The sequence below is a fragment of the Candidatus Aminicenantes bacterium genome (assembly GCA_011049425.1).
Taxonomy (GTDB): Bacteria; Acidobacteriota; Aminicenantia; order UBA2199; family UBA2199; genus UBA876.
Genome location: DSBM01000051.1, coordinates 1 through 19511 on the forward strand (window position 1 = coordinate 1; position 19511 = coordinate 19511).

The 19511-nt window shown below is 55.5% G+C and carries 17 protein-coding genes; 6 read left to right on the forward strand and 11 right to left on the reverse strand.

Going from position 1 to position 19511, the window contains the following annotated elements:
* Positions 1-271: 271 nt before the first annotated feature.
* Both ENN40_03575 and ENN40_03580 read left to right on the forward strand, forming a co-directional pair.
* Entirely contained in the window at positions 272-1126 is an 855-nt protein-coding gene (locus ENN40_03575; GenBank protein HDP94423.1) for a PHP domain-containing protein, read from the forward strand.
* Between the two features lie 88 nt (positions 1127-1214).
* The gene (locus ENN40_03580; GenBank protein ID HDP94424.1) at positions 1215-2204 is read left to right on the forward strand and encodes a DUF1028 domain-containing protein; all 990 of its coding nucleotides are present in this window, start codon (positions 1215-1217) and stop codon (positions 2202-2204) included.
* A 184-nt stretch (positions 2205-2388) separates the two neighbouring features.
* Here ENN40_03580 and ENN40_03585 read toward each other — a convergent pair whose 3' ends face one another.
* The 5 genes from ENN40_03585 to acsA all read right to left on the reverse strand — a co-directional run bounded on the left by ENN40_03585 (position 2389) and on the right by acsA (position 8070).
* On the reverse strand, positions 2389-3858 hold the full coding sequence (locus tag ENN40_03585; GenBank protein ID HDP94425.1) for a sodium:solute symporter family protein: 1470 nt from the start codon (positions 3856-3858) through the stop codon (positions 2389-2391).
* Positions 3859-3981: 123 nt separating this feature from the next.
* On the reverse strand, positions 3982-4707 hold the full coding sequence (locus tag ENN40_03590) for a hypothetical protein (protein HDP94426.1): 726 nt from the start codon (positions 4705-4707) through the stop codon (positions 3982-3984).
* Between the two features lie 72 nt (positions 4708-4779).
* Positions 4780-6027 carry a glycine C-acetyltransferase gene (gene kbl, locus ENN40_03595; protein ID HDP94427.1) on the reverse strand — a complete coding sequence of 416 codons (1248 nt, stop codon included), beginning with the start codon at positions 6025-6027 and terminating at the stop codon, positions 4780-4782.
* 11 nt (positions 6028-6038) lie between these two features.
* Entirely contained in the window at positions 6039-6284 is a 246-nt protein-coding gene (locus tag ENN40_03600; protein HDP94428.1) for an acyl carrier protein, read from the reverse strand.
* A gap of 52 nt (positions 6285-6336) precedes the next feature.
* Positions 6337-8070 carry an acetate--CoA ligase gene (gene acsA / locus ENN40_03605; protein ID HDP94429.1) on the reverse strand — a complete coding sequence of 578 codons (1734 nt, stop codon included), beginning with the start codon at positions 8068-8070 and terminating at the stop codon, positions 6337-6339.
* Between the two features lie 209 nt (positions 8071-8279).
* Here acsA and ENN40_03610 point away from each other — a divergent pair, with 209 nt between their 5' ends.
* The gene (locus ENN40_03610) at positions 8280-8735 is read left to right on the forward strand and encodes an AraC family transcriptional regulator (protein HDP94430.1); all 456 of its coding nucleotides are present in this window, start codon (positions 8280-8282) and stop codon (positions 8733-8735) included.
* Positions 8736-9044: 309 nt separating this feature from the next.
* Here the strand turns inward: ENN40_03610 and ENN40_03615 are convergent, their stop codons facing one another.
* A complete protein-coding gene (locus ENN40_03615; GenBank protein ID HDP94431.1) occupies positions 9045-10448 on the reverse strand; it encodes a phosphatase PAP2 family protein in 1404 nt (467 codons plus the stop codon).
* Between ENN40_03615 and ENN40_03620 the strand changes: the two genes are divergently transcribed.
* On the forward strand, positions 10447-11124 hold the full coding sequence (locus ENN40_03620) for a DUF445 family protein (GenBank protein ID HDP94432.1): 678 nt from the start codon (positions 10447-10449) through the stop codon (positions 11122-11124). The genes ENN40_03615 and ENN40_03620 overlap by 2 nt on opposite strands.
* A 14-nt stretch (positions 11125-11138) precedes the next feature.
* Here the strand turns inward: ENN40_03620 and ENN40_03625 are convergent, their stop codons facing one another.
* Together ENN40_03625 and ENN40_03630 are read right to left on the reverse strand one after the other, a co-directional pair.
* Positions 11139-12485: a hypothetical protein gene (locus ENN40_03625; protein HDP94433.1), complete on the reverse strand. Its 1347-nt coding sequence runs from the start codon at positions 12483-12485 to the stop codon at positions 11139-11141.
* A gap of 27 nt (positions 12486-12512) precedes the next feature.
* Positions 12513-13775 carry a hypothetical protein gene (locus ENN40_03630; GenBank protein ID HDP94434.1) on the reverse strand — a complete coding sequence of 421 codons (1263 nt, stop codon included), beginning with the start codon at positions 13773-13775 and terminating at the stop codon, positions 12513-12515.
* Positions 13776-13887: 112 nt separating this feature from the next.
* Here ENN40_03630 and ENN40_03635 point away from each other — a divergent pair, with 112 nt between their 5' ends.
* Positions 13888-14646 carry a 2,4-dihydroxyhept-2-ene-1,7-dioic acid aldolase gene (locus tag ENN40_03635; GenBank protein ID HDP94435.1) on the forward strand — a complete coding sequence of 253 codons (759 nt, stop codon included), beginning with the start codon at positions 13888-13890 and terminating at the stop codon, positions 14644-14646.
* A gap of 27 nt (positions 14647-14673) precedes the next feature.
* Here ENN40_03635 and ENN40_03640 read toward each other — a convergent pair whose 3' ends face one another.
* The 3 genes from ENN40_03640 to ENN40_03650 are packed head-to-tail and all read right to left on the reverse strand — an operon-like array spanning position 14674 to position 19174.
* Entirely contained in the window at positions 14674-16623 is a 1950-nt protein-coding gene (locus ENN40_03640) for a hybrid sensor histidine kinase/response regulator (GenBank protein HDP94436.1), read from the reverse strand.
* Positions 16614-17063 carry a response regulator gene (locus tag ENN40_03645; GenBank protein ID HDP94437.1) on the reverse strand — a complete coding sequence of 150 codons (450 nt, stop codon included), beginning with the start codon at positions 17061-17063 and terminating at the stop codon, positions 16614-16616. Before ENN40_03645 ends, ENN40_03640 begins: the two co-directional genes overlap by 10 nt.
* Positions 17060-19174 (reverse strand): PAS domain-containing sensor histidine kinase, encoded by a 2115-nt coding sequence (locus ENN40_03650; protein HDP94438.1) that lies wholly within the window; start codon positions 19172-19174, stop codon positions 17060-17062. The genes ENN40_03645 and ENN40_03650 overlap by 4 nt, the downstream gene beginning before the upstream one ends.
* A 151-nt stretch (positions 19175-19325) precedes the next feature.
* On the opposite strand from ENN40_03650, the gene ENN40_03655 reads away from it, so the two are divergent.
* Positions 19326-19511, forward strand: a 186-nt coding sequence (locus ENN40_03655; protein ID HDP94439.1) for a hypothetical protein, incomplete at its 3' end; no start/stop codon positions are given.

The window sequence follows — 19511 nt, forward strand, 5'->3', positions numbered from 1 at the left end:
CCCCCGGCCCCATAAATAACCCCCCAACCTTCGCCGGCCAGGATTCCCCCCAGCTCGTGGGCGGCTTGCAGGTATTCGGCCGGAGCGCGGGAACTCGAAGCGCAGAACACACAGACATTGCGAATTTCCACGCTTCCGGAATCAGGGTTGGCGTTCATGCCCGCATTGTACCCGAAGACCCTTTCACGGGCAACTGCGCAACTCCGTTGAGAAATACCGCGAACACTCGCGGCCGGTTGGCAGAGATTCAGTGAATGTGATAAAATATGGAATGGAACCACTTACCGACCTACACATTCACAGCCTGGTATCAGACGGGAAAAACACAACATCGGAGATCCTTGAAGCGGCCGCTCGCCTGCAACTGAAACGCATTTCCATTACCGACCACGATGCCGTCGGTGCCTACCGCAACTTTGAGGGCGATCCATTTGACGCGGCCCGCCTGCAGGGTATGGAACTGGTGCCGGGAATTGAGCTGGATACAAACTACCAGGGCAGGGAAGTTCACTTGCTGGGGTACGGCATCGACATCGATCATCCGGAACTGAACAGGCATCTTGACCGGATTCAGGAGCAGCGCCGGCAACGGATTCAACTCCAGGCGCAAGCCCTCAATACCCACTTTCGCAAACAGGTTGTGGACCTGGATGCGATTTTTCTTTCTGAACGCGATACCGTGATGAAACCCCATCTGTTCCATTTCCTGGTCAAAGCCGGATTGGTAGAGAATTACAAGACATTTAAAGACTTACTTGAACAGAGCGCTCCAGTAGACGTACGCGTGGAGCGACCTGACCTGCCGGAAGCCATCGGGCTTATTTTGCGTGCCGGGGGGAGTCCGGTTCTGGCCCACCCCGGCTACCTGTGCAAAGACGGACTCGAACTGGAATCACTGGTTGAAAAGATGGTGAAAGACGGGCTGAAAGGCCTGGAAACGGATTACCCCTATTGGCAGCCGCACAACCCCGACTGCAGCCGCTTCCCCGACCAGGAAAGCGAACAGGACATGGTGCAGTACGTGCGCGCTCTGGCCAATCGCTTCAACCTAACAACCACAAGCGGTTCTGATGCCCATAACCTGGACGCGTTGAAAAGTTTCAGCCGCCGCTGCTGCCCGCATTAGAACTGGTTTCTTTGTTTCAATCCAGGTATACTGGGGCTTGTCGGCCTGAATCCGGAGTGAGGGTAAAAGCAAAGGGAGGAATCGCGTAATGAAAAAATCAACTGTTGCGTTTGTGTTAATGGGATTGTGCCTGGTTCCGCATGCCGCCGCTGAGCAGGCGGAGCCACTGGTTTCCACCTATTCCATCGTGGCGCGCGACGCCGATACCGGTGAGATCGGTGTGGCCGTTCAATCCCACTGGTTTTCGGTGGGATCGATCGTTTGCTGGGCGGAGGCCGGTGTGGGAGCGGTGGCCACCCAGTCCTTTGTGGACCCATCTTACGGTCCGCTGGGTCTGCGCCTCATGCGTAGCGGCAAGTCCCCTCAACAGGCCTTGAGCGGTTTGCTGAAAGCCGATTCGCATCCCGAAGTGCGCCAAGTGGCCATGATCAACGCATGCGGGGACGTGGCCGTCCATACCGGTAATAGTTGTATCGCCGCCGCCGGTCATCAAACTGGAGACGGATACTCCTGTCAAGCCAACATGATGGAAAAAGATACGGTTCCCGCGGCCATGGCCGCCGCCTATGAAACCACGAAAGGTTCGTTGGTGGACCGCCTGATGGCGGCTTTAGAGGCGGCCCAAGCGGAAAAAGGGGATATCCGCGGCAAACAGTCGGCAGCCATCATCGTGGTTGCCGGGGAATCCTTCGGGGTGCCCTGGAAGGGACGGCTGTTCGACCTGCGCGTAGAAGACCACTCCCGGCCCCTAAAGGAACTGAAACGGCTGATCCGCATTGCCAAGGCCTACCGCCACATGAACCGAGGGGACGAATACCTGGCGGAAAAAAAGGTTGACCTTGCCCTGGAGGCCTATTCCCGGGCCATGGAGATCTACCCGGACAACCCGGAATTGATGTTCTGGCCCGCCACCCTGCTGGCGGCCTCCGGCCGGGTGGAAGAGAGCCTCCCCCTTTTCCGTAAAGTCTTTGCCCGCAATCCCAACTGGGGCGAACTGCTGAAACGGTTGCCCGCGGCCGGGCAGTTCCCCGATGACCCGGCACTGTTGAAACGCATTCTGGAGCTGCTACAGGATTAACCGCCAACAACTGATTTTCCAGGTAAGCGTATAAAACAAAGGTTCTCTTCCTCACAACTGCTTACTGATTCCCAATATGTATTTACCCACACAAAACGCAATAGATCCAAAACAAACAATTTTCCCATGTATTGTGCCCGAAGCTTTCGTTGGCGTTGGGACCGGGTGGCGTAAAGCCTTGTGGTCACTCAGCCACAGTGTTTTTTTGCTCACTTTTCCGGGCGTGCTGAAACAGGAACACCACAGGCGGAATTAACAGCGATACCAGCATGCCGATGGTTCCGGCTTCCGGGGAGGCACGCTGAAAACCGTAGTGAAGTACCAGGCAGGTTGTGAGCCCTATAAAAGCGCTGATTTTCGCCGCGGCACGGGTGGCGCGTTTGCTGAACAACCCCCACACAAACGGACCCAGGAAAGTGGACCCGATGGCGCCCCAGGAGATCCCCAGGATGGCTACGATGGTTTTCAAATCAAGGTAGGCCAGAAGCACCGAGATCAAGATAAAGCCACTGCTGGCCACGCGCATGAGCCGGGTGAGGTTGCGGTCCGATATACACTTGTTAATGAATCCGCCATAAAAGTCCTTGGCAAACGAAGAGCTGGAGACCAGTACCAGGGCGGCCAGGGTGGACATGGATGCCGACAGGATCAGCAACAGGATGATTACGGAAAGAGACTCGGGGATCACGCGCGTCAACAACTCAGGCATCAGGATATCGACCTGGGGAACACCGTTCTTGAAAGCCAGCGGATTTTTTTCCGGGCTGAGAAACACGCGCGTGGTGGCGCCGAGAAAATAGGCGGATCCGCCGATCAGGACGGCAAAGAATGTAGAGGCGATTTTTCCGTGGCGGATGGCGCGCCGGTCGCGGATGGCGTAGAACTTCTGCACCAGGTGGGGCATGGCGAAGGGCGCCACACTGGTCAGGAATACCAGGCAGAACAGGGGCCACCATCCCGGCGGTCCGATCACTCCGGCAAGCCGGGAGCCGACTTGGGGAATGTCGCGGAGTTGGGAAAGGATCCCGTCCAAACCACCGCCTTTGTCCAGGGTGAAAAAGAGTAAAACCACGACCCCGACAGTCATGATGATGCCGAACACGGTATCGATCATGGCCATGGATTTGTATCCGCCCATGACCATGTACAGGCCGGTGAGGATCCCCATGAACACCAGGGCCTGCCAATACTCCACATTGAAATTGGATTTGAACAGGTAAGACAGGCCCTTGAACACGGCCGCGGAATAGGGAACCAGGAACACAAAAACCGCAATTGATGCGAAAAGTTTGAGGAAAGGGGAATCGTAGCGACGCTCCAGGTACTCGTTCATGGTGCTGACCTGGAGCCGGGTGGACACCTGCTTGATCTTCCAGCCCAGCAACCCCCATACGCCCAGTACTCCCAGGAAAGCGTTGAACAGGGCAATCCACAGGCCGGACAAGCCGAAATTCCAGCCGACGTTGCCGGCAAAACCGATAAAGACAACCGCGGAAAAGTAGGCGGTGCCGTATGAAAAAGCGGACATCCAGGGGCCGACTTTACCTCCCGCCAGAAAGAAATCCGCAAAAGAATGGGTCCGGCGCATACCGATGACTCCGACGGCAACAATCAGCAGGCAATACAGGCCAACCACAACCATTCTGATTTCCATCTCATTCCTCCCCAACCCGGTCAATCACAAGCCAATGAATTGGTGTAAAGTGGGACTCTATCTCAAAAGGAATCTATTCACAAGGCGCCACAAATTGGCTGCCTTTTCGCTTGGAAAAAGCGCTCACTGATCCCAGGTGATGGAAACACCTCCCCATATCTCAACATTTGTATCGGGATTGACGGCATCCATGAGAACAACGGTCAAATGCGCGAAGGGAGTAACAGTGACCCGGCAGACGCGTTGGGGCATAGAGATGGCGAAGTTCAGGTCGCTGAACCCCGATTGAGCGACCCATTGGCGGTGGTTATACCCCAGTGAGGCTGAGAGCTCCAGTTCACGGCCGCAGCAGAGTTCATCACGGTATGCGATCCCCAGCAGGGCGTAGAGGCCGCTGCCGTTGGCCACGTCCCAGTAGAACGAGAACGATGGACGCAATGCTGCACGGGGCATTTCCAGGCTGACAAAAAACTCCCGCGACGTATGTTCGCGCCACGAAAAGCTGCGCGAAAAATACCAGCCGTATTGCACCACGCCCAGCGAAACATCGAAACGATTCCCTAGGGAAAAATCCCATGCCAGGGTCAGGTCGATTTCGTCCAAGTCGCGGTCAACCAGTGAAAAACTCCCCCAGAGGTTGAGCGACAAGCCTCCCCCACCCAGGGGAACGGTTACGGATGGTTGCAGAGCAGGCCGGTTCTCGGGATTGAGGTCGAAGCCGCGCCAGATATAGCGGGAAACCAGGCTCAGTTCCCATTGCGGTGGATTGGCCTCTAACCAGGAAAAAAGCAGCAACAGGCCCGCCAACAGCCCGGAAACAAACGCACGCCGCCATCGCGATCCCATCATAACCTCACCGTGCCCCGCCATAACCTTTAGATCCATTTGCGGATACTTTTTTGCGGCGAGTCCGCCTTCGAGTTACAAACCGAATTTGTCGATGATTTCCTGCTTGCTGAGCCCCAGGATGCCGTGTTTTGCGCCCACCTTGCGAAAGGCGTCCAGCGCTTTGTCCAGGTGGTGAATCTCGTGGCCCGCGGATATCTGGGTGCGGATGCGCGCCTGACCGTTGGGAACCACCGGGAAAAAGAAACCGATGGCGTAAATGCCTTCTTCGTAGAGGTCCCGGGAAACATCCTGGGCCAGCTTGGCATTGAAGAGCATCACCGGCACGATGGGCGTATCTCCTTCCTTGAGCACGAACCCGGCTTCCGTCAGGCCTTTGCGCCAATAGGCGGTATTGGCTTCCAGTTTGTCTCTGCGCTCCGTGCTGGCTGAGAGAATGTCCAGAACCTTCAGCACGCCGGAAACCACCACCGGGGCGATGGTATTGGAAAACAGGTAGGGGCGCGCTTTCTGGCGGCACATTTCCACGATCTCTTTGCGGCCTGACACGCAGCCGCCCGAAGCTCCGCCCAGCGCTTTGCCGAAAGTAGTGGTGATGATATCCACTCTGCCCATTACGCCGCACTTCTCATGGGTGCCGCGGCCGGTCTTGCCTATAAAGCCGGAAGCATGGGAATCGTCCACGAAGAGCATGGCATCGTATTTCTCACACAGCTCAGCGATCTCATCCAGCTTGGCCGCGTCTCCGTCCATGGAGTAGACCCCGTCGTTGATCACCATCTTCAACCGTTTATCCGCATGCAACTGCAACTTCTTTTCCAGGTGCTCCACGTTGGAGTGTTTGAAAGTGTCGTGCTGAGCACCGCACAGGCGCATACCGTCGATAATGGATGCGTGTACCAGGCGGTCGGAAATCATCACATCGTCACTGGTGAGAACGGCCTCGAATACACCGGCGTTTGCATCCATGCAGGAGGGGAAAAGGATGGTGTCTTCCGTTCCCAGGAACTCGGTCATCTTGTTTTCCAGTTCGCGGTGAATGTCCTGCGTGCCACAGATAAAACGCACGGACGACATACCGTACCCACGGCTGTCCAATCCCTCGTGAGCCGCTTTCACCACGTCGGGATGGCTGGATAGTCCCAGGTAGTTGTTGGCGCAGATGTTGATCACCTTGCGAACGTCTGCTCCCTTGGGAAACTCCACTTCGATATCCGCCGCCTGCGCGGAATGGATAAACCGTTCCTGCTTGAAAAGGCCCTTTTCGCGGATCTCGTCCAGTTGCTCGCGATAAACTCCCTTGACTCTGTCACTGTAAGCCATTTGCCCTCCCGTTACTTGACGTGTTCTTGAACCAGGGCCACGATCGAGTTGACCGTATCAAACGCTTCCGGAGTGGCCTTCTCATCGGGAATCTGAATGTTGTACTTGTTTTCCAGGAATCGCTTCAAAGAAACCATGGAAAATGAATCCACGATGCCTCCGGAAATCAGGGGGGTATCGTAGTTCAATTCTTCTTCTTCATCTTCCATGTACTCTTCTCGCACATATTCCAAAACGATGTCTTTCATTTCCGCCATCACTGTTCTCCTTATTTGTTTGGTTTATCCAGACGATCCGCCTCGAGGCGGATCAATCATCTTCCAGGGTTGACGTGTCGCCGATCTCTTCACCCCATTCCCGGGCGTGAAGCAGGCGGCGCATGATCTTGCCGCTGCGGGTCTTGGGCAGTGAGTCCACGTACTCGATCTCCTGGGGCATGGCCAACGGCGATAATTTCTTGCGAATGAAGTTCATGATCTTGAGTTCCAGGTCCGGGCCGGGCTCATAGCCCGGTTTCAGGCTGATAAACGCCTTGACCACTTCCATGTTCACGTCATCGGGCTTGGCCACCACCGCGGATTCCGCCACGGCCTCGTGCTCCAGCAGGGCGGATTCCACCTCGAAGGGGCTGACCAGGTGCCCGCCGGTGTTGATGACGTCATCATCGCGACCGATGAACCAGAAATAGCCGTCGGCGTCAATGGTGGCACGGTCGCCGGGAATGTACCAGCCTTTTTGAAACTTCTGCCGGTAAGTGGCCTCGTTTTTCCAATAGGTGCGCATCATGGCCGGCCAACCGGGCTTGAAGCCGATCAAGCCGGGCCGGCTGTTTTCGCGCACCTGCTCGAAAGTATCGGGATCCAGCACGGTGGCGGTGATTCCCGGGAACGGCTTTCCCATCGAACCCGGTTTGATCTTCATGCCGGGAAAGTTGGTGAGCATCATGGATCCCGTTTCGGTTTGCCAGTAAGTATCGTGAAAAGGCAGGGCAAACACGCGCTCGGACCATACAACGGCTTCGGCGTTCAACGGTTCGCCCACGGATGCCAGGTGACGCAGGCTGGACAGGTCGTATTTTTTAATGATCTCCTCACCGGCCCTCATCAGCGAACGGATTGCCGTGGGCGCAGAGTACCAGACGGTAATGCGGTTCTTTTCAATGAAACGGTACCAGGATTCCGGGTTGAATCCCGTATCCAGCACGCATTGGGTAACGCCCAGGCTCCAGGGTCCGATAATACCGTAGGATGTTCCCGTCACCCAACCCGGGTCCGCGGTGCACCAATACACATCGTCATCCCGCAGGTCGAGCACCCACTTGGTGGTCAGGTACTGGGAGATGAGAGAGTAATGCACATGCTTGACGCCCTTGGGCTGTCCGGTGGTACCCGAGGTATAATGAAGCACCGATGGCGATTCAGCCCGGGTGGGATGAATCACCAGTTCGTCTACCGGCTCCGCTTCCCGCAACGAAAACACCGTCTCCCTTTCGCGCAACTCCTTTTTGCCGTCGTGATCCACGATGATTACATGTTTCAGATAGGGCATCTTGTCCAGGATCTTGCGAACTTTGCCCACGTGTTTGCGCTGAGTGATAATTGCGGTTGCTTCCGCGTTATCCAGGCGAACATGCAATGACTCATCGCCGAAAGCGGAAAAGAGCGGCTGGGCGATGGCCCCGATTTTCAACACGCCGAGGAAACCCATGTACAGTTCAGGAATCTTGTCCATGAACAGACAGACCCGGTCCTCCGCCTGCACACCCAGTTTGCGCAGAAACGCCCCGATGGTGTTGCTGGCCCGGCGGACATCGTGAAATGTATATCGCTTTTCCGCCCCACCGAGGCCCTCCCAGATCAGGGCCGTCTTATCCCCCTTGCCCATGTTGCAGATGCGATCGGAACAATACCAGCCAATGTTGAGTACATCCCCATTGGTATATTCCAATTCCTTTTCGGCCAGGGACCAATCAAAGTTTTTCACCCTCTCTTCATAGGCACCAATATGCGACATCACACCTCCTTTCCTTGTGCCGGTGCGCATAGTCATTCTTCTCACCAGCTGTGGACTCCAGGTCGCAGGGTCCCGCGGAAAAACGGAACCGCGATTCATATTATCAGAATTGGAGCACTAATTCCACACTATTGCTGTTTCCGACTTTGCCGGGATTGGCATTTTCTTTTTCGCGGAGTAAAATATGGTTCTGGTTTATCCGCATAGTGGAGCGGAACCGGACGGCAGGGAGAGATATCATGGAAGTTACTTGGTTTCGGCGCCCGGCGTTCCTGGTGATGGGAATCGTCAGGCGGATATTCGGCGGCAACTCCGTCAGTGCATCCGTTGAACAGGTCTGGCGCCAGTTCGAATCCCATCATGACCAGGTCTTGCCCCTAAGTACGGACCGTTCCTATTACGGTGTCCGTTTCTCCGTGAATGGCGGAGAAGGCTTCGATTACCACGCCGGCATGGCGGTTCGCAAAGCGCATACAACCCCGGCGGGCCTGATGGTACGTGAAATTCCCGCAGCGCGTTATGCCGTGTTCCGTTGCATGCCGCACCAGGTGGACTCTGTTTACCACGCCATCCTGGAAAACTGGTTGCCGGAAAGCGGAGAAACCCGGGACACTGAGGCGCCGGTTTTCGAACAATACCCTCCTGAAGGCGCTTCCGATCCCTTTGTGCTGATCCATTTTCCCGTTTCGGATTAAACTCTCACCACCAGCCATCGGCCCTTCGCCCTTCCGGCTCCGAATAATGAAAAATTTATCAAAAGGCCCATCATCAGTCATTTTGCTGCTAGGTTAGAGAATGTCGAATGAAGAAGGCCTCGGGAGGGACCGTAAGGGCTCCTGAAAGATTTTGTAGAACGTAGAAAGTAGAAAAACACATTGAGGTTTCTTGTTTTTACTTTCGACTTTTAACTTTTTGGACTTCTTCCCTTTTCAACTCTCCAACTCTCCAACTCTCCAACTTTGTCTACATTTACATACTTACAAGCACCGTCCCCAGTTTATAGTTTACAGGAAACGGATGGAAGGGGCGGAAACGACAACAGCCCTTTCGTCCGCCTGCCGCACAAACCATGTTGGTGCGACTCCAGCCGCTGGTTCCAGCATCAGCCCCCCCTGTTGCAGATCGCGAAAGAGCCCGGCCACGCCAAGTTGTGCCGTTACCACCAATTGCTTTGGAAGATTCGATGTGGTGACCTGAATATCGCCCCGCCTGCTGCGCAGCAAAACTTCGCGGCAAGAACCGTCTCCGGACCAACTCAGCTTTCCATCTCCGGTTTCCAGCAGAATCCGCCCGGCGGACACCCCTTTCTTTACACTGATATCCCCCCGGCCGCAACGTACCAGGAGATCTCCGTCAAAATCCGCGCCCAGGGTGATCTGTACATCGACATTCAGTTCAAAAAAGAATCCACTGCGGCGGATTTTCAATACCCGGTCCGACGTGATGCCTCCCCAAACCAGGCGACACTGACTGAACGGAGGCGCAAAACCGCGTGCATCCACGCGGATTTTTGATTCTTTTCCGGAAAAAATGCGCACGTGTGCCGAATCCAGGTCCAAAACCAGGGCACGCGTTCCTGACAAAGGCAAACGGGAATTGAGGTTGAAAGGCGTTGCGGCCAGAATACCCAGAACCAAAACACCCAGCACCACAAGACCGGTGACCATGCGCGTGGTTCGCCCCAGCCCCCGTCCCAGACGGTTCCAGGCGACTCCCGGTTGGTCCCCCCCGGTCCAGGCATGGGCGATGCGGGCCATCAGAAGAGTCATCCCCCCGGACCAGATCACGTCCGAAAGGAAGTGCGCTCCCTGAACAATCCTGCCTACGCCCATGACACCGCCGTACAGAGCGCCCGCGGCCAACCAGGTGCGGGCACGCCGCGGATGATGGGACCGGAACGAATAGTAGAGAGAAAACAACAGAAATCCCGTGGAGGGGTGGCCGGCTGGAAACGAGTGCCCCCTGCCGGGAACACCGAAATCCATAACATGGCGGTACTCCCAGTTGCCTCCAAAAGTCACGATTTCCCGGGGCCGCGGACGCCCTGTGTACTTTTTGGAGATACCGTTGATCAGCAGGCCCGGCCCCAGAAACAGGGTCAGCAATAAGGCGGCCGCCGCCCGCCTCCATTCACGTTGACGTTCGCCGTTGCGGTTGCGAACCAGCAGCGCCAGTGCGCCACATGCCAGCACCAAACCCGGCAGGGTTCCCCAGCGGTACAGCAAGCGCACAATCGGGTTGTCATCCAGATACCACCCCTGTTGAAAAAACAGTGACTGAAAGGCAATGTCCAGTGTTGAAAACCAGAACGGCAGGGTTAGAAAAACCAGTACGGCCATGATCTTAACCAGGGACCGCCATAAGCAATGAAACTTTCCACTGGAACCGGAGGCGGGAGCGTTGTTCATGGTTTTCCATCATGCCCCGGCGAGACCATGGAAGTCAAGTCCGCTGAACCCGCGTTTCACCCGCATCCGGGCTTGTGGTATAGTGATAGTCTCTTTGGAACGGGACGGAAAAGAGAGAATCATGATCGATTGGCCGCGACTTCTGGTTTTCCCCATAGTTGGCGCATTGCTGGGTTACCTGACCAATTGGATCGCCATCACCCTGCTTTTCCGCCCCCGCAAACGCATGCTGGGCATCCAGGGACTGCTGGAAAAACGCAAAGCCGAGATTGCCCGCAACACGGCGCAGATCGTTCGCACCCACCTGCTCAACACGAAAGAGATCCGCCGCCTGGTGGATCGCGACAAGGCCCGGCGCAGCATTAACCGATTGGTCGACCGTCAACTTTCGCTCATGCCCCGCTTGGCCAGGCGCCTGCTTTCACGTGGTCTGCGCCAACTCACCTACCATTACGTGTTCGACAATGATGGTTACGTTAAAGAAGAGATTCTGGAGCTGGCGCTGAACGACACGGATCTGGAAAGAATCATGGTGGACAAAATTGCCGCCACCGACCTATCCCAATTGGAGCGGATCATCCGCCAAGCTTCCGGCCCGGAGATCCGCTTTATCCTATTTACCGGCGCGATATTGGGCTTCCTGGTGGGCCTGGTGGAAGCACTGCTACCTCTCTAACCGGTGACCCGGGTTTAAGCAAACAGGGAGAGTTTGTTGTGGGCCAGCGCCAGCATGGAGCGGGTGGCTACACCATGAGGACAGGCTTGCTCGCAATGGCCTCTGCAATCCGCGCAAACGGCCGCACCGGCGCCTTCCAGGCGCGCATAGCATTTCATGGCATACTTCTGGCGCTCTTCGGCCGCATAATAATGAAAATATCGCATTACGGTGTTGACAGGTACCTCGCGGGGGCAACTGCTTTCACATTCATTGCAACCGTGACGGCAATAAAAGGGGGTGAGGTCCTGTTTAAAAGCCCGGATCACTTTGCGATCGGGCAATTCCAACCGCGTTCCGGAAAGTGAAATCAGGGCCTCCACATCCTCGAAATTACGAAAAGAACGGCAAACCGTTGATACGTGTGGATTGTTCAGGCAGAAGCGAATGGCCGCCGCGCGGATTTCCGCCGTCCCCTTGAGGCCGTAGCGGGCAAAGAAGTCGCCGGCACGTTCCGTCTTGGCCTTGAACTTTTCATACATTTCCCTATAGGATGGATGAACTTTTTTCCCCTGCTTTTCAGCCTTTTCCAGGTAATCTTTCAAGCGGTGATAATTTCCGTATGGGTTGACTTTCATCAAGGTGGCCCCGACGCCGTGGGTATGACACGCTTCCAATACCCGCGCGCCGTTGTCTTCCTGGGCGAAATTATAAGCCAGCAGCAATACGTCGAAACGGCCGTCTTTGATGGCGGCCAAACAGATATCCCGCATGGAATCTTTTGAAACCAGGGCGTGGTTGCTGCCATGATTGGAAAGCCCCACATGCCGGAGCCTACCCTCTTTTTTCAATTGTTCCATGGCGGCGTGGAATCCCGGCGTCTTGACGGCTTCCACGGTTTCGCAACTGTGGATCATGAGGCAGTCCACGTACTCCATCTGCAAACGTCCCAGGCATTTGCGAGCCCGGTCATAGAAGCCCTTCTGGCTCAGGTCTTTCTTGATCTCCAACTTGGTGGTTACGAAGCACTTGCTGCGATCCCGGTTTTTCAATACATTTCCGATCAGGGTCTCGTTGTTGTAACTTTCCGCTGAATCGATGTAGTTGATCCCTGCGTCCAGCAACGCATTCAACACCGCTTCGTTGTTTACGAAACCGGCGCTGATATCGGACACCTTGAAACCCGTTCTACCCAGCAGACGATGCTCGCGGATGCTCGGCGTCAAAACCGGGCCGTCACTTCCATCCGGCCGCTGATTCGCTTGCAGGCCCAATACGGGTGCGGCCGCCGCGCCCATGATACCGTAAGCACTGTTTTTGAGAAATTGGCGACGACGCTGTGTGGACATTCGCCTACCTCCTGTGAAATGGGGTTCAGCCATTATACGTAGGAAAAGAAATTCGGTTCTTTACCTGATTTTCCAGGCATGGATGACGCTGCGCGCGTAATCGGCCATGGGTTCCGATATATAGAGGATTCCATGAATCGGATCCCATGCGCATGGGCCCAGGTGATGCCATTGCTGTATGGAATCTACATGGAGCAACACCTCGTCCACCACCATGAAGGCGTAGGGTTGGGGATCATGGGGCGCGGCTTCGCCCCGGGCCACGGCTTCAAGCTCGTGCGGATCGTAGAAAAGGACTCCACCCTCAAAGCGATCACTCCACCACCCGCGTTCCCCCCGGCAATCCTGGCAGGGTCCGTCGCGGTCGCCGTACCAGCAATTTCCCCGGCCCTTTGTGCCCACGAAAACAACCGCCCTGAACGGAGAGTAATCTATCCAGGCGCCGCCCGTCCATTCATCTGAATGATGATAACCCTCCATGGTGCGGGATGACTCGCCGGCCGTCTCACTTGAGTCGTAAAGGATGAGAGGCCGGTTGTCCAACGCTTCGCCTGGAGCGGGGGGGGTGTCGGTGTTTCCGGGATTCAGGGCAATCAGGACCGGTCCCTGGCCGGACCAGCCGCCGTCGCGGAACCGTCCCGTGGCCAGGAAGCATCCGGGCGCATTGCGAATCGACCATTGCTCGGGAATCGAAAAAAGGTAGTCGTTGGCCGCGTAGATGTCCACCTGGCTGACCCACCAGGGGCCGGCGGTATCGGGAACGGGTAAATCGGGATCACAACTGCCATGTGAAGGGCCGTTATCCTGAAAATGTTCAGCCCAGCAGAAAAAGAGGCGACTGGCAGTTCCGCCGACTCCCCGGGGAACAAATTCCAGGCCGGCCCTCAAGATCTCCATGCGTTCCACGTCGATCAGCCGGCCCGGTACCGCATGAAAGGATTGGATGGTTTCAGCCGGCGGCAATGATCCGGCATCCCGATTTAGCGGAAATTCCGGAGCGGGGATTGAAATTTCCGCCACCTGCATGCGCCAGGCGTGTCCGGTAGCGAAAAGCGATCCGGGATAGCCATCCATTTTTCCATGGGGATCGCCGTCGCAACGATAAGACAGGCCGCCGGCGGCTCCGCTCCACTCCCAGGTATCGCCCGGAGTGTTTTGCGGCATGCGGAAGGCTCCCAGGTATTCCAGGTCATCGGGCCGGAGTCGCCGGGTTTGGATTTCCTGTTCTCCGGACTGATTTTCCCCGCCGGGTGGAAGCCCGTCACGGGAAGCGCATCCCAGCACCAATAAACCCAACAGTATCGCCGAGTTTGTCAGCCGCATGTAAGCCTCACATAGAGTATAAATACAACCAGGGGCTTTTTCCTCTCACGCTGCCGTAAACCACTTGCTCCCCGGACCTTTCTCATCGTACAATCAAAACGGAGGTATTGCCATGAAGACCACTTTCCGGCAACGGCTGTTGCAAGGCGAACTGCTGAGTGGAATTTTTGTAACCCTGGGAATTCCGGAATGCGGAGAGATACTGGCCGCTTCGGGCTTTGACTGGCTCTGCATCGACACCGAGCACGCCCCACTGTCGTCCATTCACGTCCAGCGTATCATCCAGGGCACCGCGAACCGTTGCGCCAGTCTGGTGCGTATCTCCTCCGCCAGCGAAATTGCGGTCAAGCAGGCGCTCGACACCGGCGCCGACGGCATTATCGTTCCCCTGGTCAACTCCCCTGAAGATGCCCGTCAAGTGGTTGCCTGGGCGCGCTATGCACCGGAAGGCAGCCGGGGAGTCGGGCTGGCGCGTGCCCATGGATACGGAAAGGATTTCGCTCAATACATGCAGCGCGCCAACCAGGAAACCGTGGTCGTGGTGCAGGCGGAACAACGGCAAGCCGTGGAACAGATTCAAGAGATTGCCGCTGTTCCCGGCCTGGACGGGGTTTTTGTCGGCCCTTACGACCTTTCAGCCAGCCTGGGTCATCCCGGAGAAGTCGATCATCCGGAAGTTACCGGAGCCATCAAAAGCATCTTTGCCGCATGCCGGGATGCGGGAAAAGCCACGGGGGTTTTCGGTATCAACGCTGCCGCGGTTCGACCGTTTATTCAACAGGGATTTACTTTGGTGGCCGCGGGTGTGGATACCATGGTACTGGGCACGGCCGCCACGGAACTGTGTGACGAGATGAAACGGCCATATTGACCGGACATGGATGAACCCGGCCTTGCATTACCCTGAGTCATTTCCCAACAGACGTCGGATCAGGCGTATGAGATCAGTCATTAGATAAGGCTTTTGCAAAAAGTGTAGTCCGCTATCCTTGACATCCCTTTTCATTTCATGGTTTTGATAAAATCCCTCAGTGGCGATTAGATGTAAGCCGGAGCGGCTTCTGCGCGCAACTTTCACCAGCCTTTCCCCCCGGATTCCCGGCATTTCCAGGTCTGTAATCATCACTTGGGGAGAGAAAGAAGGATCAGCCAGCAAGTCCATTGCACTCTCTCCATCGCTAGCTTCCGTTACGTGATATCCCGCTTGCTCCAAGACGACACGGGTAAATGCCCGGAGGTCGTCATCTCTGTCCACCAACAGAATGGTTTCATGACCGCCGGAGGATTCTTGAAGAGAGTCTCGGAAAACCGCATAATCACCGCCCCGTTCTACCGGCCAGAATACGCGGAAAACACTTCCCTTCCCCGGTTCGCTGATCACCCGGATATCCGCGTTGTTCTGGCGAATGATACCGAACACCGACGCAAGTCCCAGTCCGGTTCCCTGTCCGGTCTCCTTGGTGGTGTAGAATGGTTCGAAAATGCGGGATTGAGTGAACTTGTCCATTCCCACACCCGTATCCTCCACTGTCCACACCACCGCCGGACCCGGGGTTTCTGCCGGGAAATCTTCATTTGCCTCCCCGAGCATGACACCCAGACCCGTGGTGATGCGTATGCAACGCAACTCCACGGCTGCTCCCTTTTCCCGGATGGCATCGCGGGCGTTTACAACCAGGTTGATCAAAACCTGTTCAATCTGGTGAGGATCGGCGACTATCGTCGGAATCGGATCCACCAATTCCAGCACCACCTTTATGTCCTCCCCGATCAGACTGGGCAGCATCCCCATGGACTCACGGATCACCCGGTTCAAATCCATGGATTCAGGTTGCACCATCTGTTTGCGGCTGAATGCCAACAGTTGATTGGTCAACTTCTGCGCCCGTTCACCGGCGCGTCGAATCTGATTCACCCGTTGACGCATGACGGGCGTCAACTCCTTTTCAGCCAGGATCATGTCGCTGTAACCGGAAATCACCGTCAGCAGGTTGTTGAAATCGTGAGCCACTCCGCCTGCCAATTGCCCCACGACTTCTATCTTCTGCGACTGGCGAATGCGCTCATCCAACTCGCGTCTTGCCGTCACATCTAGAAGCGACGCCAATGACTTTCCCTTTCCGGGAATCACATCCACGGTCAGCAGAATATGACGGATCTGTCCACTGCGGTCGCGAAAATCAAACTCGTATTGCCGTGGCGCGGCATCACGGGATTGCCGGCGCTTGTGGTGATAATCCCGCATCCTTTCCAGCCACTGAGGTTCCACGAATTGCGTCCAACTCATTCGCCCTTCGATTTCTTCACGGGAATATCCGCTCAATTCCACAAATTTCTGGTTGGCCAATGATATGGTGGTATCCGCCTCTATGATCACCGTGGCCGACCCCGTATTTTCAAAAATGGCGCGGTAACGACGTTCGCTTTCGCGCAACTCCTCTTCCGCCCGCCGCTTTTGATCCCGTTCCGTTTTCATCTTTAAAGCCTGGTTCAACGCGGCCGGCAAGCGGTACAACCGCTGTTTGACCACGTAATCCCATGCCCCGGACTTGATTGTCTCCGCAGCCGTTTCTTCGTCCATGGTTCCGGTGACGATGATAAATGGAATGTCCAGCCCCATGGCTTCAGTGTCGCTTAAAGCCGTCAGCCCGTCATAACCGGGCAAGCGGTAGTCACTTAGCACCAGATCGGGATGAAAAGCGGTCAGCTTCTCTTTAAACGCTTCTCGATCCGCCACTCGAACCAGGGTAAACCGGCCTTTCAATTCCTTTTGCAATTCAGCCTGGATCAATTCCGCGTCCATTTGCGAATCTTCCAGCAAGAGGATGCGCAATGGCTTTACTTGCATGATTCAAACTCCACCGTGCGGTTCAACAATGCCCAGAATACCCCAAGGTGTGTAACCGCCGTGACGAACTCGGTAAACCCAACCGGTTTCACAACATATGCGTTGGCACCAAGTCCGTAACTCTTGATAATATCGGTCTCCATGCCCGAGGAAGTGAGCATGACCACGGGAACGGTCTTTAAGCGAGAGTCATTGCGGATGTGTCGCAGGACTTCAATGCCGTCCATGCGCGGCATCTTGATATCCAGCAAAACCACCGCGGGGAGTTTGCGGTTGCGTGCAGCGTAATCATTGCGACACAACAGGTAGTCCAGGGCCTCGACCCCGTCACGGACCACGTCCACGGCATTGGCCAGCTTGTTCTGCGCCAGCGCGGTCACGGTCAGCTCCACATCGTCCTTGTTGTCTTCCACCAAAAGGATTCTTGGCAATGCTTTCATGATTCTTCTTCTTTCAGGGGCAAAATCAAAGTAAATTCGGCGCCTTTGCCCTTTTCCGCGGACGCCATCATCTCACCGCCATGCCGTTCCACAATGCGCTTGACATTGGCCAATCCTATACCGCCGCCGCCAAACTCATCCTCGTCATGCAGGCGTTGAAACACTTCAAACAACTTGTGCGCATAAGCCGGGTCAAATCCCACGCCGTTGTCCTTTATGCAGATATATGCATTGCCCTCTTTGTCTGTGCGTGACACCTCGATGCGAGGCGCATCCTCCCGGCAGGTAAACTTGAATGCATTTCCCAACAGGTTTTCAAAAACAGTGTGTAAAAGTCCGGGATCCCCGTTAACGGTTCCCAGCGAATCAACGCGCCAATCCACCTCAGGCCGTCCCGCTTCCGGTTTAAGCGCGGACGCGACTTCCGTCACCATGGCATCCAGGTCCACCGAAACTCGCTGGATTTTGCCGCGCCCGATGCGCGAGAACTCCAGCAGATCATCGATCATACCCTGCATGCGCGCGGAAGCCTGGATGATGCGCTCAAAATAATGGGCTTCTTTGGGCGCCAATGCCCCCAGGCACGACTGCAGCAGGCGGGCAAAACCGTCAATATGGCGAAGCGGCGCGCGAAGATCGTGTGAGATGGAATACGCGAATGATTCCAGGTCGCGATTGGCCGCTTCCAATTGGGCGGTGCGCCGTAAAACCCGGGCTTCCAGTTCCCGATTCCACTCTTCCATCTCCGCATTTTTTTGCTTCCGTTCCGTAATGTCCCGCACCAGTGAGAGGACATACTCTTTTTCGTGAAACCGGAAAACACCGGATGATATTTCAACGGGGAAGCGTTTCCCGGAACGAGTCATGTGTTCCGCCTCAAAAACCACTTGCCGACCCGTTTTCAGCTCACCGCGACCCGCCTCACTGCCGCGCGCCTTCACATCCCGAGGAGCGCTGATATCCGCCGCGGTTAACTGCAGGAACTCCTCACGGTTGAAGCCATAACGATTGCAGGCCACATCGTTGACTTCCGTAAACCGGGCGAACCCTTTCTTTTCCAGCGGGTGAACGAATATCGCCTCGTTGATGCTCTCAAACAGGCGGCGGTATTTTTTTTCACTATCCATCAGGGCCCGGCGCGTTTGTTCCAATTGGGTCACGTCCCTGGCGATTGAGAGCAGGCAGGGTTCTTTTTCCAGCATCAGAGGCTCGCATGACAGAGACATCAGCACACGATTTCCCGACCGGGTTCTGAACCGGGCACGAAAATCCTTTACCCGCCCTTCCTTGCGCAGATGGGAAACAAGGTTCTGATACTCCCCGGAATCCTCCCAGATCTTTTTGACCAAGTTCGCATTACCGATCACTTCATCGCGTTCATAACCGGTGATACCCAAAAACGAATCATTGACATCGATGTAACGCCCATCCGTTAGGGAACTGATAATCAATGCATCCGGGCTGGATCGAAAAGCCGAAGCAAATTTGAACTCGGATAGCCGTAAAGCCGCTTCAATCTCCTTGGCGTCCGTAATATCTATGGCGGAAACCGTTACCCGGGAATAGTCTTTCTCGTAACCCGGCACCACCATCCATTGCAGCATGTAATGGCGGCGGCGCCCGTCACCGGCGGTGTTAACGGATTCGCCCGAATAACGTGTCTCGCCTTTAAGAATCACCATGATCTGCTCTAAAAACACCGGATAGGTTTCTTCGCTGAAAACCGCGTCCAGGCCGGGACGTTCCAGGCTGTCAGGGATTCCCGCGCTGCGCCTGGCCGCCCGGTTCAGGTTGACCACCCGCACCATGCGTGCCAGGCGTGGCAACTGATCGGGATGACTTTCGAAATACGCCGAAAAATCCTCAATGCCCTCTGATTTCAGTTTATCCAGATAACGCTTAACTTGAGAATAGTCTTCTTCCCAGATGGGGATGGGGGCTTCACCAAAAAGACTCTGAAGATGAGCGTCCTTTCCACCTAAAGATTCATCCCGACGCAACTTTCTTCGGGGCTTGCGCTCGCGGCTGCCTGACATAGCACTCCTGCTCCGCATCACCGGCCGGGAAGATTCCGACCTTGTGCTTCCCGCCCAGCATAGAAACAGGAACATTCCCAACCAGTCAGCAATACAATAGCATGCGAATTAAAATTAGTCACAAGTATGGCGTTTTTATGTGACAATTCTTCTTTCAAAATCAAGATGGTTTGAGATATTTTTTCAAAATTCGATATATCGAGTGTAGGCAAGGAGGAAAATGACAATGAAAAACAAACTGTTTGTCATCCTGTTTATGATTTCGGCACTGGTGCTGATGGGCCAATCCATTACCGTCACCGCACCCAACGGCGGCGAGAGCTGGGCGGTTGGCAGCACCCAAACCATCACCTGGACCACAACGGATATCAGTTCGGGCAAATTCCGTATCTTCCTGTTGGACGGCACCACC

What these genes read in the sequence shown, in the direction of transcription:
- kbl (HDP94427.1), bottom strand. Translation starts at nt 6,027, where the DNA reads ATGGCTTACAGTGACAGAGTCAAGGGAGTTTATCGCGAGCAACTGGAC.
- ENN40_03600 (HDP94428.1), bottom strand. Translation starts at nt 6,284, where the DNA reads ATGGCGGAAATGAAAGACATCGTTTTGGAATATGTGCGAGAAGAGTAC.
- ENN40_03630 (HDP94434.1), bottom strand. Translation starts at nt 13,775, where the DNA reads ATGCGGCTGACAAACTCGGCGATACTGTTGGGTTTATTGGTGCTGGGA.
- acsA (HDP94429.1), bottom strand. Translation starts at nt 8,070, where the DNA reads ATGCGCACCGGCACAAGGAAAGGAGGTGTGATGTCGCATATTGGTGCC.
- ENN40_03640 (HDP94436.1), bottom strand. Translation starts at nt 16,623, where the DNA reads ATGCAAGTAAAGCCATTGCGCATCCTCTTGCTGGAAGATTCGCAAATG.
- ENN40_03610 (HDP94430.1), top strand. Translation starts at nt 8,280, where the DNA reads ATGGAAGTTACTTGGTTTCGGCGCCCGGCGTTCCTGGTGATGGGAATC.
- ENN40_03645 (HDP94437.1), bottom strand. Translation starts at nt 17,063, where the DNA reads ATGAAAGCATTGCCAAGAATCCTTTTGGTGGAAGACAACAAGGACGAT.
- ENN40_03590 (HDP94426.1), bottom strand. Translation starts at nt 4,707, where the DNA reads ATGATGGGATCGCGATGGCGGCGTGCGTTTGTTTCCGGGCTGTTGGCG.
- ENN40_03615 (HDP94431.1), bottom strand. Translation starts at nt 10,448, where the DNA reads ATGAACAACGCTCCCGCCTCCGGTTCCAGTGGAAAGTTTCATTGCTTA.
- ENN40_03620 (HDP94432.1), top strand. Translation starts at nt 10,447, where the DNA reads ATGGTTTTCCATCATGCCCCGGCGAGACCATGGAAGTCAAGTCCGCTG.
- ENN40_03650 (HDP94438.1), bottom strand. Translation starts at nt 19,174, where the DNA reads ATGTTCCTGTTTCTATGCTGGGCGGGAAGCACAAGGTCGGAATCTTCC.
- ENN40_03575 (HDP94423.1), top strand. Translation starts at nt 272, where the DNA reads ATGGAACCACTTACCGACCTACACATTCACAGCCTGGTATCAGACGGG.
- ENN40_03585 (HDP94425.1), bottom strand. Translation starts at nt 3,858, where the DNA reads ATGGAAATCAGAATGGTTGTGGTTGGCCTGTATTGCCTGCTGATTGTT.
- ENN40_03580 (HDP94424.1), top strand. Translation starts at nt 1,215, where the DNA reads ATGAAAAAATCAACTGTTGCGTTTGTGTTAATGGGATTGTGCCTGGTT.
- ENN40_03625 (HDP94433.1), bottom strand. Translation starts at nt 12,485, where the DNA reads ATGGCTGAACCCCATTTCACAGGAGGTAGGCGAATGTCCACACAGCGT.
- ENN40_03635 (HDP94435.1), top strand. Translation starts at nt 13,888, where the DNA reads ATGAAGACCACTTTCCGGCAACGGCTGTTGCAAGGCGAACTGCTGAGT.